Genomic DNA, 15,506 nt, shown 5'->3' with positions numbered 1-15,506 from the left:
TAATAATCTTGGCGTTGAGGAAGGAACTTTCATGCCAAAAATTGGAATGGAGCCACTGCGTAAGCGGGCGCTGATTGATGCCGCTATCCGCACCATCGGTGAGCGCGGTTCGTTGGATGTAACTGTCGCACAGATCGCGCAGGAAGCGGGCGTGTCGGCTGCCTTGGCACATCACTATTTCGGCGGCAAAGAGCAATTGATCCTCGCAACCATGCGGCATTTGCTCAATGAACTCGGGCAGGATCTCCTCAGCGCCCTTCATGGCGCGCATACGCCCGCCGCGCGCATCGCCGCCGTTATTGCAGTCAACTTTTCTGCAGCGCAGTTCGCACCACAAACGATTGCGGCTTGGCTCACCTTCTATGTGCATGCACAGCAGTCAGACGAAACGCGCCGCCTGCTGCGGGTCTATGCAAGGCGCATGCATTCAAACCTCGCCTATGCTTTGCAGCAGCTGACAGACCGTCAGACTGCCCTCCAGATCGCGGAAGGTACAGGCGCGATGATTGACGGGCTCTATATCCGCCACGCGCTACGCAATGGCGCGCCTGAGGCAGCGAGCGCCATTGCCCTCGTGGAAGATTATGTGACCACAAAACTTGCTGCAGCCAATCCTGCCAAATACTCAAGAGCATCCGCATGAAGCCCAACATCCTCATCATCATGGTTGATCAGCTGAACGGCACACTGTTTCCGGATGGCCCTGCCGATTTCATCCATGCACCGCATCTCAAAGCCTTGGCTGCGAGGTCTGTGCGCTTTGCCAATACCTATACCGCTTCGCCGCTTTGTGCCCCTGCCCGTGCTTCACTGATGTCCGGCCAATTGCCATCGCGCACTCGCGTTTATGACAATGCGGCGGAATTTGCCTCTGATATCCCGACCTATGCCCATCATCTGCGCCGCGCCGGATACTACACTGGCCTGTCCGGCAAGATGCACTTTGTCGGCCCGGATCAATTGCATGGCCTGGAAGAGCGTCTGACAACTGACATTTACCCAGCTGATTTCGGCTGGACGCCGGATTATCGCAAGCCCGGCGAACGTATCGATTGGTGGTATCACAATCTTGGCTCGGTAACTGGCGCTGGCGTTGCCGAAATCACCAACCAGATGGAATATGATGACGAAGTTGCATTTCATGCACGTCAGAAGCTGTACCAATTATCGCGCGATTCCGACGATGCGGCGCGCCGCCCATGGTGTCTGACAGTCTCGTTTACTCATCCGCATGACCCCTATGTTGCGCGACGCAAATATTGGGACCTGTACGAGAATTCACTGGCGCTCAATCCCTCGGTAGGCGCGATCCCGTTCGATGATCAGGACCCGCATTCGCAACGCCTGTTGCAAGCCTGCGATCATGGCGCATTCGATATCACGCCTGAGCAGGTACGCCGCGCACGCCAAGGCTATCTGGCCAATATCACCTATGTCGATGACAAGGTGGGAGAACTTCTCGAAACCCTTGAAACGACCCGTATGCTTGACGATACGATTATCGTTTTCACGTCCGACCATGGCGACATGCTGGGTGAGCGCGGATTGTGGTTCAAGATGAACTTTTTCGAGGGTTCTGCACGTGTGCCACTGATGATTGCAGGCAAGGGCATCACCCCGCAACTGATCAGCCAACCCGTATCGACGCTCGACATCAACCCGACGCTTGGCGCGCTTGCTGGTATCGACATTGCCGAGATTCTTCCATGGACCGATGGCGAGGATTTGACACCGCTCTTCAGCGGCAATGATCGCAAGGGCCCTGTGCTGATGGAATATGCTGCCGAGGGCTCAAACGCGCCTCTCGTCTGCATACGTACCGACAAATACAAGTTCGTGCATTGTGAGATAGATCCACCGCAACTCTTTGATCTTGAATCAGATCCCCATGAGTTGATCAATCTTGCAGGTGACCCCGTCTTTGCTGAATTGGTGACTGAGTTCACAGCCAAAGTACGTGCGCGTTGGAACATCGAGGCCTTCGATGCCGCCGTGCGGGAAAGTCAAGCGCGTCGCTGGGTCGTCTACGAAGCATTGCGCAACGGTTCCTATTATCCATGGGATTATCAGCCGCTGCAAAAAGCTTCAGAGCGCTACATGCGCAATCACATGGATTTGAATGTTCTGGAAGAGAACGCCCGCTTTCCGCGCGGCGAGTGAGAGAATCGTGGAAGCAGATTTCGTCATTATCGGTTCAGGTTCGGCAGGCTCTGCAATGGCATATCGCCTGTCGGAAGACGGGAAATATTCGGTAATCGTCATTGAGTTTGGTGGCACAGATATCGGCCCGTTTATCCAGATGCCGGCAGCCCTCTCCTTTCCAATGAACATGAGCACCTATGATTGGGGTTTCACTTCCGAGCCTGAGCCGCATCTGGGTGGACGCACGCTGGTAACACCACGAGGCAAGGTTATTGGCGGCTCATCCTCCATCAACGGCATGGTCTATGTGCGCGGCCACGCCCGCGACTTTGACCACTGGGCAGAAAGCGGCGCGGCTGGATGGTCCTATGCGGATGTACTGCCCTACTTCAAGCGCATGGAACATTCCCATGGCGGCGAAGCCGGGTGGCGCGGCACGGATGGCCCGCTGCATGTCCAGCGCGGACGGCGCGACAATCCCCTGTTTCACGCCTTTGTCAAAGCAGGACAGGAAGCGGGGTTTGAAGTCACAGAGGACTATAATGGTTCAAAGCAGGAAGGCTTTGGGCCCATGGAACAGACCATCCATAATGGCCGCCGCTGGTCTGCTGCCAATGCCTATCTTCGCCCTGCCCTGAAACGCCGAAATGTGAATCTCGTCAATGGCTTTGCGCGGCGGGTGGTTATCGAGAATCAACGTGCTGTCGGTGTTGAGATCACCCGGCGCGGTAAGGTTGAGACCATTCGCGCGCGGCGTGAGGTCATCATCGCGGCCTCATCGATCAATTCGCCAAAGCTGCTCATGCTGTCGGGTATCGGCCCATCTGCTCACCTGAAAGAACATGGCATCGATGTTATTGCAGACCGGCCCGGTGTGGGCCAGAATCTGCAGGATCACATGGAAGTCTATATCCAGCAGGAAAGCCTGAAACCCATAACGCTGAATTCCAAGCTCGGTCTGTTTTCCAAAGGTCTGATCGGCGCGCAATGGCTGTTCTTCAAGACTGGCGATGGTGCGACCAACCATTTTGAATCTGCTGCTTTTGTCCGTTCCAAACCCGGCGTCGATTATCCTGATATCCAGTACCACTTCCTGCCTGCCGCAATTCGCTATGATGGCAAGGCTGCGGCCAAGGGGCATGGCTTTCAAGCCCATGTTGGCCCCATGCGTTCAAAATCTCGCGGTAGTGTTACGCTACGCTCTTCTGATCCGTTCGAAAAACCAAAAATCCTGTTCAACTACATGTCACATCCGGACGACTGGACGGATTTTCGCCATGCGGTCAGGCTGACGCGTGAAATTTTCGGGCAGGCAGCCTTGACGCCTTATCGGGGCCGCGAAATTTCTCCGGGGGCTCACGTGCAATCAGACGATGAGATTGATGACTTCCTGCGCGAACATGCGGAAAGCGCTTTCCATCCCTGTGGCACCTGCAAGATGGGGGCGGCAAGCGATCCCATGGCTGTCGTCGATCCGCAGTGCCGTGTGATTGGCGTTGAAGGACTTCGCGTTGCAGATTCATCGATTTTCCCACGCGTAACCAACGGCAATCTCAATGGCCCATCCATCATGACTGGCGAAAAGGCCTCGGATCATATTCTTGGTCGCGACCCACTGCCCCGCTCTAATCAGGAGCCTTGGATCAATCCACGCTGGGAAGTGAGTGATCGATGATGCTGCAATGCCATTATGCTAATTATATAATTCAAGGAGAACATCATGCGCGCGCAGCCAAAGGCATCGCATTTCATCAATGGCCGCTTTGTTGAAGACAAGGCTGGAAAGCCGCTCGACGTGAATTATCCGGCCACCGGCGAAATCATCGCCAGGCTGTTCGGCGCCACACCGGCCCTTATTGAACAAGCTGTACAGGCGGCGGCGGCGGCTCAACCCGCATGGGCGGCCTTGAAGCCTGTGGAGCGTGGCCGCATTCTGCGCCGCGCTGCTGATATTCTTCGGGCCCGCAACGAAGAGATTGCCAGGATCGAAACGCTGGATACCGGCAAGGCCATTCAGGAAACCCTCGTCGCCGATCCAGCATCTGCGGCCGATGCGCTGGAGTTCTATGGCGGGATCATTGCCGGTTTCAATGGCGAGATGATCGAGCTTGGCGGTTCCTACGCCTATACGCGCCGCGAAGCACTGGGCGTCTGCGTTGGCATCGGCGCGTGGAATTATCCCATTCAGGGTGCAGGCTGGAAATCCGCTCCGGCTTTGGCAGCGGGCAATGCCATGATTTTCAAGCCGTCCGAGAACACACCGCTTTCTGCTTTGGCACTAGCCGAGGTCTACAAGGAAGCTGGCTTGCCAGACGGATTATTCAACGTCGTTCAAGGCTTTGGCGATGTTGGCTCGCAGCTCGTTGACCATCCGCTGGTTGCCAAAGTCTCGCTCACCGGCTCCGTGCCTACCGGCAAGCGCGTCCTTGCGCAGGCTGGCTCCCACATGAAGCACGCCACAATGGAGCTTGGCGGCAAATCCCCTCTGATCATCTTTGACGATGCGGACGTGGAAAACGCTGTTGGCGGCGCGCTTCTCGGTAATTTCTATTCGACCGGACAGGTCTGCTCCAACGGCACCCGCGTCTTCGTGCAAAGCGGCATCAAGGATCAATTCCTTGACCGGCTGACGACCCGCACAAAAGCCATCCGCCTTGGTGATCCACTTGATCCGGAAATTCATCTTGGTCCGCTCGTCAATGCAGCACAGCGCGACAAGGTTGTGTCTTACATCAAGAAGGGCAAAGCTGAAGGCGCAACATTGCATTTCGGTGGCGGCGTGCCGCAGATGCAGGGTTTTGAAGGTGGCTGTTTCGTCGAACCCACCATTTTCACCAACGTCACTGACGACATGGTGATCGCCCGCGAGGAAATTTTCGGACCGGTCATGGCCGTGTTGGACTTCACCGACGAGGAGGAAGTCGTTGCCCGTGCCAATGATTCAGAATTCGGGCTTTCGGCAGGTGTTTTCACCAAGGATCTGTCCCGTGCACACCGCGTAATCAGTCAGCTCAAAGCCGGAACGTGCTGGATCAATACCTATAATCTTGCGCCGGTGGAAATGCCCTTCGGTGGCTTTAAGCAGTCGGGCGTTGGCCGCGAAAACGGTCTGGCTGCGCTGTACCATTACAGCCAGATCAAATCAGTCTATGTTGAGACCGGCAACGTGGAAAGTCCTTATTGAGGATAGATTTGCACCTCCCTCATGCGTGGTTCGACGGGGCTCACCATGAGGAAGGTGGTTGGGCTGCATAGCAAGCTGCGAGATAGCACTGCGCGGTGGCAGAACCATTTCCCTGCAATCCTCAACCTTCCTCATGGTGAGCCCCGTCGAACCACGCGTGAATATTCTGCAAACCCTATTAAGGCCGCTTACCTACATAATCCACATACTGCGTCAGGGCACTGACCAGATGATAGAAGATCGAAGCTGGAACCTCTTCGGCTTTGGCACGTCCTGTCTGGTCGATAAGATCAATCCACAAGCCCTTTGGTGCTGGCTCGATATGCCAGCGGAACAGGCGACCCACACGTGCTTCGACTTCCGGCTTAAGATCAGGTCCACCATTGCCATCCAGCGCAATTGCGGCCTTCACGGCTTCTGTCTGCGGCCAGCTGCGTGAATTCGTATCAAGCGGCAAGCCATGCCGCGATACCGCGCCATAGGCAAGTTCAGTCGAACGATTCAGACCATTGGCAATAGCTGAAGCGTAAAGCTTGCGCGCATAACGGATTGCATCCTTCTGTCCCGATGATGCGGCAAATGCCGACAGGAGATGCGCCCATTCGAAATGATGGCCCGGCTCTGTCCATTCGCCCTGCTCGCCCGGCGCACGATCCCAATCATTGCTGAAATATTCGCCGAGGGTCCACGTCTCCGCATCGAACATGTGATGCCGGAAGAGATCGACGATACGCGCAGCACGTTGCAGATAATCGCGATTGCCCGTCGCATTATACCAGGCAAGAAATGCTTCCAGGAGATGCATATGCGGGTTGGATCGCCGCAAACCCTTGTCATCGGGCATTTCGAGGAAACCTGTCATGCGTGAATCCGCAAGATATTCATCGATGAAGGCAAAGGTTTCCGTGGCAAGTGTCAATGCCTGCGGGTGTCCTGCCTTGTGCGCGTGGGCTAGCGCCAACAGCACGAAGGACTGGTCATAAGTGTCTTCCGAGGCATCCAGGACACTGCCGTCCGGATTAAAGGTCTTTACCCAGCCGCCACGATCCGTGCGCCCCTTGGTGATGAAACTCAGACCATGTTCGATAAGATCCTGTGCGGGACCATCCCAGCCCATTTCCTTGGCCACGGCGAAGGCGTAGATTTGCCGCGCCATAGTCCGCATGCGTTTGGTCTTGTTGATTGGGATGGCATCGAAAGACATGGCTTCGTGAAAACCGCCATGACGCGTGTCAACGCCAACTGTTGACCAGAGTGGCAGCGTTTCATCAAAAAGCCAGTGCCGCACGCGATTGCCATAGGCGCCGACCTGCGGAAGCCGATCCTGTGAAGGCGTAAACTTCGTTTCAAGTCTGCCAGTCTTTTCAAGCTGTTCAACAATTTTCCTGACATTTTGACTCTCATTGACAGGCGCGACGAATGTAGCATCTGCCGTCGCAACGACAGCCGTGTCACGCAAGCCAACAGCCGAGAGCAATCGACCCTCACTACGCAGATAGCTATGCTCGCAATCAATGGCGACAACATCGCCAACGAGCACGTTACCATTGCCATCAACCGACCCGACCTCCAACAGAGACTGCCAGGAACCGAGGTCGTTCCAGCGGAATTTCGCGGGCACCAGCGCAATATCTTTTGCGTGCTCCATGATGGCATAGTCGACGGATATGGAGGGCACAGCGGCATAAAGATCATGTGGCAGATAAGTGCCGGAGATATTGGTGCTCGCTTCATCCAGCGCCGCAACGGCCTTGTCCCAGATTTCCGCCGCATGCTTTCTGAAGGCATCGCGCATGACACTGGCACGAAACAGGAAAATACCGGCATTCCAAAGGAAGTTGCCTGATGCCAGATATTTCGTTGCCGTCTCTTCATTCGGCTTTTCGACGAAGCGTATGACATCGCGCGTCTGCGCGTCTTCGGGGCCGACTTCGATATAGCCAAATCCGGTTTCAGGGCGATCCGGCTTGATACCGAACACAACAATGCGCCCTGCTTTGGCTGCATCGACCCCCGCTTCAACACTATTCCAGAAATCGCGGTCAGTTGTAATTTCGTGATCCGAAGGCACGACCAGCACCAGGTCGTCGCCGTGCTCGCGCAATGTTACTTCGGTCGCCAGCACCACCGCCGAAGCGGTGTTACGCCCCATAGGCTCAAGGATGGGACGTCCGCCCGCAAGATCGATTCCCGCCAAGTCCTGATTGATCCGGTCCGAATGACGCTCGGATGCGAGCAGATAAACAGGAACTGCGGTCTCGCTGCGTGCTGCCATACGCTTGATAGTGCGCAGGAGCATGGAGCCCTGCCCCGACAAATTATGGAATTGCTTGGGAAAATCTTCGCGCGACAATGGCCAAAGTCTTGAGCCGACACCGCCGCTCATGACGAAGCTGATGATGGTTGCTTTTTCGGTTGTCATTTATTCCCCGTCACTGCAGCATTTCAGAACTTCTTGTAATGAATACAAGACTTATCCTAATGATCCCATACACAAAGCGGCACTTATTCAAACAAGGCAATATTCGCGTTGCTATAATTAAAAAAGTGCTTCGCAAACGGCTTGCAGCCCGCAAATCTCAGCGTTATAAACCGCGCTCACTGGTCACGGAGTGTAGCGCAGCCTGGTAGCGCACGTCGTTCGGGACGACGGGGTCGGAGGTTCGAATCCTCTCACTCCGACCAGAATTCACCAGAATTTTTAAACTTCGCACCACCGCTGATGAGGGTGCCAGTGCTATTTCAGCGTTAATCTCTTAGACATATGCATGTCACGCCAGTTTGCTACCGGAAAGCAACCCGTCGATCGGTGCAACAGCGAGTAGCCTTTCCCAAGCAGAACCCACACTTTACTGAAATGCAATGTCTGATAGAAAAAGCCATTGTCTCAGCTTCGATAATCGTCATGCCATTTAACCCAGTACCAAAGCAATCCGTCCCGGTTTCCATTGTGAATTTGGTGTCTCGCAGCCCAGGACTACTGTTTATTTTATTGTATTTTACGTTCCAGGTTTTTTACCTCACTGGAATATCGAATGGCGCAGGTGTGGATGATGCGGAACAGCTAGCCTACATGGGTGCGCTGCAATGGGGTTATGGCGGTTCTCAACCGCCGCTTTATACGTGGATTAATAACCTCGCCAGCAGCCTTTTTGGAATCAGTCTGTTTACAGTCTATTTGGTCAAGTTTTCGATGCTGGCAAGCACGTATGCCAGCATATATTTCGGCGCGCGTTTACTTAACCTACCAAGAGCAGTCGCAACGGCAGGTATGCTGGGTGTCTTCCTGCTTCCACAGATCGCTTGGGAGTCGCAAAGAACCCTCACGCATTCTGTAGGTGGCACAGCCGGTTGTGCTTGGGCCTTTTTGACTTTTGCATGGTACATGAAGTCGCGATCCTGGTTTGCTGCAACGATGTTCGGGGTTGCAATTGCGGCAGGATTGCTTGGGAAATTCAATGCGATCTTTTTCATGAGCGCTCTTGTGGCCGCTGCATTGACCATACCAGGATATCGTTCAGTCGTGCTGTCAGCAAAAAGTATAGCCACGGTTCTGGCGTTTGCGCTGTGTATTGCCCCAACAGTCTTTTGGGCAGTTAGCCACACCGAAAATTTGCTGGCCAGAACACACAAGTTTCAAGCCAATGAGGGTGGTCAATTTTTCAGCAGCCGGGTTCATGGCATATGGCGACTGTTGTCAAATAGCGCTCTGTTCTCAGGCGTCGCATTGGTTTGTTTTGGATTAATACTCGCAATAGCAAAAACTGAAAAAAATTCGGCGAAGAAAGTCTATGATAATGCTGAACTTTTGGTCATTAGGACCTTATTGATTGCTTTGTTGCTCGTCCTGCTTGGGGTTATTTTTAGTGGAGCCGCCGAGGTCAAGGATCGATGGCTGCAGCCCATTCTTTTTCTCACTCCGCTTGGCCTCTCTATAATTATCGGGCATCGTGTCGCCGACGAACGGTACCTGCGAAATTTTGCACTTGCAGGAGTGTTTTGCGCCTTGATTGTCATTCCATCGCTTGCTGTTAACAGGCTATACGCCAGAGATGGAAATGCGCCCTCGATAGGCCAACTGGATTATGCGGAGCTTTTCAACATAACGAGAGCCGAAGCTGACTATCGGTCCGTTGTTTCCAATAGCCCTCAACTACCCGGCAATCTGCGCCTCTTCGACACATCCATCAATCCAGTACATCTGGAAATGCCCAATGCAAAATTGCGATTGAACAGACCTGCGCTGGTCGTATGGTTTGGAACCGAGCCGAATTCAAATCTGGTCCAATTCCTCGCCTCAACAGGCGTAAACCTGCCTCATAATGTTCGTCACATCAGTTTAAAATATAAATACTACCCTGACGTCAAAGAGGATGTGAGCTATTTCATAGCACCCTAACCCGTTCAGGTTGTAGTCAGTTGGTAGTCTCACAGTCCGAGTTTGCATAGGGTCCCGTGCAAATCATTGCGCGTCCCTACGCGAAGTCTAATCGAACGTGAAGGACCAACGGATTTGATTACTCGCGCCGTCACAATAGTGATCCCTTCAAAGAATGAGTGTAAGAATCTTCCCGTTCTGCTTGATGAGGTTGATAGCGCAATGCATGGTCGTACCTACGAAGTGATCGTGGTCGACGACGGTTCAACAGATTCGACCGCCGCCATATTGCATGAGCGAATCACGGCAGGCAGGCCCCTGCGCCATATTCGTCACGACAAATCTGCAGGACAGAGCGCGGCTGTGCGCACCGGTGTCCTCGCTGCGAAAGGCGAGATTGTCGTTACGATGGATGGCGACGGACAGAACGATCCTGTTTACATTCCTCGCCTCGTAGATGCGTTGGTGTCGGCCGGGCCAAGTATCGGAATTGCAGCAGGACAGCGTTTGAAAAGAACCGACAGCAGATTGAAACAACTGGCCTCCAAATTCGCAAACGGGCTCAGAGAAGCCATCCTGAAAGACAAGACGCGCGATAGTGGTTGCGGCCTCAAGGCAGTCCATACAAAGCTCTTTCGTGAATTGCCATTCTTCGATGGCTGGCATCGATATCTTCCGGCGCTTGTAATGCGCGAAGGCTTTGGTGTTGTACATGTTGAAGTGGTGGACCGCCCGCGCCTCAACGGCCAATCCAATTACGGAATTCTCGATAGAGGGCTCCGGGGTATCGTGGATTTGTGCGGCGTCTGGTGGTTGAAGAAGCGGAGAAAAACATTGCCGAACATAAGCGAAGCCCGCGGCGAACTTGTGCCGTTCGATACTGCTGAAGCCTTTGAATTGCCCTCAAATGAAAATTCAGTCGGTGCTTCCCTCACCGGTAAGTCCACATTGCCGGTTCACTCACAAAACTAGACGTAGAGCCAGAGTAAAACCGGGGCAATCAGTATGATTGCTAAAATACTCCAGAAAACCCGCCAAACCGTTTTGCGCGTACCGAACTTGGCTATCAGCAGAAAAATCAGGGCCCCTGTCAGAGTGATAGGCCAGTAATGCCCAAGGAAAACTACAGCTATGACCCAGTACGGTATCGACATACGATTTGTGTAACTTAATGCAAATGATGCAGCAAGAAGCTCAAATGAGCTATGCAGTACTCAGCTTGCGATGAATCGATAACCCACGCCAGGTTCCGTACGAATGAAGTGGGGCTGGTTCGGGTCCTGCTCGATCTTGGCACGCAGTTGCCCGACGAACACCCGCAAATAATGCAAATCTTCCAAGTGCGCTGCTCCCCAAACCGAGGCCAGAAGCTGGCGGTGCGTAACCACCAATCCCGGGTGAAGAACAAGATGCACCAGCAATTGATATTCCTTGCGCGTGAGATGAACCTCTTCGCCATTCAGCATCACAACGCGCTTTACCATATCCACAACGAGGCCATTGCTCTCAAACACGGATGGTACGCTTGTGCCTGCTGCCTTCTGCCTTAAAGCCGTGCGAACCCGGGCCAGCAGTTCTCCAATGCCAAATGGCTTTTCGACATAGTCATTTGCACCAAGATCAAGCGATGCGATCTTCTCCGCCTCACGATCACGCGCTGATAATACAATGATCGGGACTTCCGAAAATGCCCTGACAGTCCGGATGACTTCCTTGCCATCCTTGTCAGGCAGGCCAAGGTCAAGAATAACAAGATCGGGTGCACTCGTTGCGATCAGTCGTTCAGCATCGGCCGCAGTGGCCGCTGTCATGACATCATAACCCGATGCCGTAAGTGCGGGATGCAGGAACCGCTGAATCTGGGGTTCGTCGTCAACGACCAGAATTCGGTTTTCGTTCATGATGCCGCCGTGCCGTTGCCGGGCTTTTCAATCGTGGGAAGGCTGATGACAAACCTCGTGCCGCGTTTGCGGATTGCGGGACTTTCAGCCTTGATCGTACCGCCCATCGTTTCGATGAAACCGCGGGCAATCGAAAGCCCAAGTCCCATTCCCGCCGCCCTGCCATCATTTTTGACGCGGCGGTAGAATTTTTCGAATATGCGGTCGAGGTCTTTTTCAGGAATGCCTTTTCCCTGATCGGTAACACTGATGATGACGCGCCCCGCATCGTTCTTGGCATAAACGGCAATGGGATTGTCGCCACCATATTTCTGGGCATTGTCGAGCAGGTTAAACAGCACCTGCCCCAGCAACCCCGATTCACCGCTCACAACCGCAAGGTCGGATGCGATGCTGGTGTCTATGGTTACCTCTGGCTTGAGCTTTTTCATGCGCTCTATGGCAGAAACAATGACGTCAGCCGCATCGACCGGGCTGCTTTTTATTGTCAGTGTTCCAGCCTCGATACGCGTCATGTCAAACAGGTTGGACACAAACCGGGTAAGGCGGCCAGCTTCTTCTTCGATTGAAAGCAGCAGGTCATCGCGGCTGTCCTGTCTCATCTTGCTGCCAAGCTGGCGCAACGTCGTCACCGCACCCGTAATGGATGCCAAAGGCGTTTTCAGATCATGCGACAGCGATGAGAACAAGGCCGTGTGCAGCTTTTCGCTCTCTTGAAGTGCAGCCGTCTTGGCATTTTCCCGAACCAGAAGCGCACGATCAATTGCGATTGCAGTCTGATCGAGAATAGCGGTGAGCATACGGTCTTCATTTTCACTCAAGGAGCCTGAGCGATCAGCCATGGAGATACCGGTCACGCCCGCAACGCCGTGCGAGGTCACAATCGGCAGAAACTGCCAGGAAATCTGCGGCAGGGTTGCAGTGTCCTGCCCTGCCCGCTCATTCTTGTCGAAGGCCCAACGCGCTGCAGTCATATCCGTACTGTCGAGTGCCATATCCGGCGGCCATGCGGCCTGGAGAAGAAGCTCGCCATCTTCCGGCAGGAGAATGACTGCTCCGGTTTCCAACGTCGAATGCAGGTGGGTTGCGCCTGCCACCAGAACATCATCCAGCCGCGCTGTGCCGGATAGTTTTCTGGAGAACTCATAGAGCGCCTGGGTATTCTTTGCCTGATTGCGCGAGCGGGCAACCTGATCGCGCAGACGCCCTGCAAGATCGCCGATCATCAAGGCAACCGCGAGGAATATGATAAGCGAGAACAGTTGATGCGGTTTGGCGATGCTCAAATTGTGAACAGGCTCGATGAAAAAGTAATTATACAATACGAATGACAAGCCCGCCGCGATGATTGCCGCAAACCGTCCGCTGGACATTGCCGAAAGGATAACGGCAACCAGATAGAGCATGGACAGGTTTTGCAGGTGCACGACATTGCTGGCCCCAAGACCAAGAAGCGTCGTTGCTCCCGTTGCCAGTACCGGAATGGCAATGGACTTCGCCCATTCGAGCCTTGAACGGCTTTGCGGGCGTGGCGGAACATAAGGCGTGTCGTCCTCATCGCCAGTAACAATGTGCACGCCCACATCCGTGAAGCGCTTCATTATCTCATCCGGCAGGGAACGTTTGAACGGATTGGAGAATGTCTTGGTTCTCGGACGGCCCACGACGATCTGCGTGACATTTTCGCGGCGCGACAAGCGGTAAATCTCTTCGACATAATCTCTGGCGATAACACGGCGGGTCTCTGCGCCCAGCCTTTCTGCCATATCCAGTATCTTGTCTATGCGCTGGCTGGCTGCAACATCGGTGCCTGCCGTGCTGGCATTGGTCAGCGAAACCACGAGCCAGCGGGCATTCAACCCCGAAGCCAGACGACTGGCTGTGCGCACTACCTTTTCGGAAAGGCTGTCGGGCCCGACACAGACCAACAGCCTTTCCCCGGACGCCCACGGGCCCTCAATTGCATTTTGCCGCAGCAGATCGATCATCTGATCGTCAACGCGGTCTGCAGTACGGCGCAATGCCAGTTCGCGCAATGCGGTCAGGTTTTCCGGTTTGAAAAACCCTTCGGCAGCACGCTCCGCATTGCCGGGAAGATATATCTTGCCTTCCTTCAACCGCGCGATGAGTTCGGCAGGCGGCAAATCCACCAGAAGCACATCATCGGCCCGCTTGATGACAATATCGGGCACGGTTTCCCGAACCTTCACGCCGGTGATGTTTGTCACCAGATCGGTGAGGCTTTCCAGATGCTGGACATTCATCGCCGTCCAGACATCGATGCCGTGCCAGATCAGCTCTTCAATATCCTGATGCCGTTTTGGGTGACGGCTACCGGGCGCATTTGTATGGGCAATCTCATCGACCACTAGCACTTTAGGTTTGCGTGCCAGAGCCGCATCCAGATCAAATTCTTCGAGCGGACGACCGCGATAATTGATCTGTTTGCGGGGCAGCACTTCAAGGCCGTCGAGAAGGCTTGCTGTTTCGCTGCGCCCGTGCGTTTCGGCAAGGCCAATGACAATGTCAGCCCCATCTTCCTTCAACCGGCGTGCCCGCTGCAGCATAGCATAGGTTTTGCCAACGCCGGGGGCAGCGCCAAGAAACACAGTAAGCTTGCCGCGCTTTTCACGTGCGGCAAGCTCCAGCAATTTATCAGGGTCAGGTCGGTGACCGTATTCGGCCATAAATGCCTCGGAGTTATTTCTTCAGATCGTCGAGCGCCATGTTCAGCGCCAGAACGTTTACCCCAACTTCACCGAATATACCAAGCACAGCTTGTCGCGTATTGGCTTTGACCTGTTGAGAAACCTGTTCAGGCGACAGTCCGCGTGCCCGTGCAACACGCGCGACCTGCAGCATGGCATAGTCCACGGAGATATCCGGATCGAGGCCTGAGCCGGAACTTGTCACCGCATCTGCAGGAATGGCGGCTGTCGCACCTGATGCCTTCAAGGCCTCAACGGAACCTTTCACCCGTTCAACAAGCACTGCAGATGTCGGGCCAAGATTCGAGCCGCTGGACGCACCGGCATTATAGGGGTCCGGGCTGGTAGCGGAGAGTCGCGGCCAGAAGTAGATATCGCTGGTGAAGTTCTGGCCAATCAGGCTTGAACCGATAACGACATCGCCGCGCTTTATCTGGCTTGAATTCGCTTGCGCTGCAAATAGTGTCTGCCCGAGCCCCGTGACAGCCAGCGGATAAAGCAATCCCGTTATAACAGTCAAAATGAGTGTGAGTACGATTGCTGGTCGAAGTTGGTTTAGCATCGCAGTTTCCTTTAAACGAGATTGAGCGCGGCGACGATCACGTCGATCGCCTTGATGCCCACAAACGGCACGAGCAGCCCGCCAACGCCATAAACCAGCAGATTGCGCCGCAAGAGAGCCGACGCGCCGACCGGCTTGTATGAAACACCCTTCAGGGCAAGCGGTATTAGCGCGATGATGATCAGGGCATTGAAGATCACCGCCGACAGGATCGCCGATTGTGGCGAGTTCAGTCCCATGATGTTCAGTGCGCCAAGCTGCGGATATGTCACGACAAACAGCGCCGGGATGATAGCGAAGTATTTTGCCACGTCATTGGCTATCGAGAATGTCGTCAGCGATCCGCGTGTCATCAGGATCTGCTTGCCGATCTCGACAATCTCGATGAGCTTTGTCGGGCTGGAATCGAGATCGACCATATTCCCAGCCTCGCGTGCAGCCTGCGTACCGGACTGCATGGCAACCCCGACATCGGCCTGTGCCAGTGCTGGCGCATCGTTGGTGCCATCGCCGCACATGGCGATAAGCCGCCCGCCCTGCTGCTCCTTGCGGATATAAGCAAGCTTCTGTTCCGGCGTGGCCTCTGCCATGAAATCATCGACGCCAGCTTCCGAAGCTATGGCGGCAGCCG

The 15,506-nt window shown here is 54.5% G+C and carries 11 protein-coding genes and 1 tRNA gene; 7 read left to right on the top strand and 5 right to left on the bottom strand.

Annotated features, from left to right (window positions below; genetic code table 11):
- Positions 1–31: 31 nt before the first annotated feature.
- From betI to betB, 4 genes are read left to right on the top strand one after another with little or no spacing between them, the layout of a single operon-like run.
- A complete protein-coding gene (gene betI, locus PMI41_RS13630) occupies positions 32–643 on the top strand; it encodes a transcriptional regulator BetI (RefSeq protein ID WP_008125688.1) in 612 nt (203 codons plus the stop codon).
- Positions 640–2,160 carry a choline-sulfatase gene (gene betC, locus PMI41_RS13625; protein ID WP_008125686.1) on the top strand — a complete coding sequence of 507 codons (1,521 nt, stop codon included), beginning with the start codon at positions 640–642 and terminating at the stop codon, positions 2,158–2,160. Before betI ends, betC begins: the two co-directional genes overlap by 4 nt.
- A gap of 7 nt (positions 2,161–2,167) precedes the next feature.
- Positions 2,168–3,817 (top strand): choline dehydrogenase, encoded by a 1,650-nt coding sequence (gene betA / locus PMI41_RS13620; protein ID WP_193372096.1) that lies wholly within the window; start codon positions 2,168–2,170, stop codon positions 3,815–3,817.
- 45 nt (positions 3,818–3,862) lie between these two features.
- Positions 3,863–5,326, top strand: a complete 1,464-nt coding sequence (betB, locus tag PMI41_RS13615) for a betaine-aldehyde dehydrogenase (RefSeq protein WP_008125682.1) — start codon at positions 3,863–3,865, stop codon at positions 5,324–5,326.
- A gap of 178 nt (positions 5,327–5,504) precedes the next feature.
- Here the strand turns inward: betB and PMI41_RS13610 are convergent, their stop codons facing one another.
- Entirely contained in the window at positions 5,505–7,748 is a 2,244-nt protein-coding gene (locus PMI41_RS13610; protein ID WP_008125680.1) for an AGE family epimerase/isomerase, read from the bottom strand.
- 186 nt (positions 7,749–7,934) lie between these two features.
- On the opposite strand from PMI41_RS13610, the gene PMI41_RS13605 reads away from it, so the two are divergent.
- The 3 genes from PMI41_RS13605 (at position 7,935) to PMI41_RS13595 (ending at position 10,676) form a co-directional block, all read left to right on the top strand.
- Positions 7,935–8,011 (top strand) — tRNA-Pro (locus tag PMI41_RS13605).
- 124 nt (positions 8,012–8,135) lie between these two features.
- Complete coding sequence (locus PMI41_RS13600) at positions 8,136–9,725, top strand: glycosyltransferase family 39 protein (protein ID WP_157179390.1); 1,590 nt, start codon at positions 8,136–8,138, stop codon at positions 9,723–9,725.
- A 114-nt stretch (positions 9,726–9,839) separates the two neighbouring features.
- Entirely contained in the window at positions 9,840–10,676 is an 837-nt protein-coding gene (locus PMI41_RS13595) for a glycosyltransferase family 2 protein (RefSeq protein WP_008125678.1), read from the top strand.
- A gap of 242 nt (positions 10,677–10,918) precedes the next feature.
- On the opposite strand, the gene PMI41_RS13585 is transcribed toward PMI41_RS13595, so the two are convergent.
- From PMI41_RS13585 to PMI41_RS13570, 4 genes are all read right to left on the bottom strand, one after another.
- Positions 10,919–11,605 carry a response regulator gene (locus PMI41_RS13585; RefSeq protein WP_008125677.1) on the bottom strand — a complete coding sequence of 229 codons (687 nt, stop codon included), beginning with the start codon at positions 11,603–11,605 and terminating at the stop codon, positions 10,919–10,921.
- Complete coding sequence (locus PMI41_RS13580; RefSeq protein ID WP_008125676.1) at positions 11,602–14,292, bottom strand: sensor histidine kinase KdpD; 2,691 nt, start codon at positions 14,290–14,292, stop codon at positions 11,602–11,604. The genes PMI41_RS13585 and PMI41_RS13580 overlap by 4 nt, the downstream gene beginning before the upstream one ends.
- Before the next feature lie 13 nt (positions 14,293–14,305).
- A complete protein-coding gene (gene kdpC, locus PMI41_RS13575) occupies positions 14,306–14,875 on the bottom strand; it encodes a potassium-transporting ATPase subunit KdpC (RefSeq protein ID WP_008125675.1) in 570 nt (189 codons plus the stop codon).
- 11 nt (positions 14,876–14,886) lie between these two features.
- Positions 14,887–15,506 (bottom strand): HAD-IC family P-type ATPase (locus PMI41_RS13570; protein WP_008125673.1); only part of this gene is annotated, 620 nt, incomplete at its 5' end.

The organism is Phyllobacterium sp. YR531, assembly GCF_000282595.1.
Lineage (GTDB): Bacteria > Pseudomonadota > Alphaproteobacteria > Rhizobiales > Rhizobiaceae > Phyllobacterium.
The sequence above is the reverse complement of the archived record's forward strand: the minus strand, read 5'-3'. Positions and strand labels throughout refer to the sequence as shown.